General features: G+C 40.8%; 1 pseudogene. It reads right to left on the reverse strand.

Going from position 1 to position 528, the window contains the following annotated elements:
* Positions 1 to 335: 335 nt before the first annotated feature.
* Positions 336 to 528 (reverse strand): annotated as a pseudogene (locus A3763_RS29690) (IS3 family transposase); the annotation flags it as partial.

Below are 528 nucleotides of genomic sequence, written 5' to 3' on the forward strand. Positions count from 1 at the left end.
CTATAAAGAGGACGCTCTAATGAGATTAAAACTAATACCAATATTACTTTTTACATNTGTTCTTACAGGCTGCCCTCTAGAGGGTGATAAGGGAAAGGGAGGAAATGCAGGTATAAATTGTTGGGATTTAAACAGTGATCGAGTAAATGATGCTGATGAGGATATTAATAAAGACGGATTGTGGGATTCACATGATTGTACTAGTGCCAGTAGTTCTGCTCAAAACCAGAAAGCAGAATTAAACCATCAGCATATTTGTGAAGCTCTTGCAAACTTGGGTGAATATCCAGAAGGCTGCCCATCGGCGTTTTTCAAGGTAGTTGTCGCCTGAGCATTTAAGCTGCTTGTTTTTCCTTCTCCGGGTTCAACTTAACGTCACCCACTTTCTCCCAGTTCCGCGTAGCTTTTGACCACCTTATTTGGTTCTTTCTTTTCATCTTGCGATAAAGCTCATCCCTCTTCGATAATATTTCTTCATCCAGACCTAAGTGCCTTTGCTCTGGGGTAACAAAGTTAATTCGACTATGC

The sequence above is a fragment of the Oleiphilus sp. HI0128 genome, from assembly GCF_001635365.1.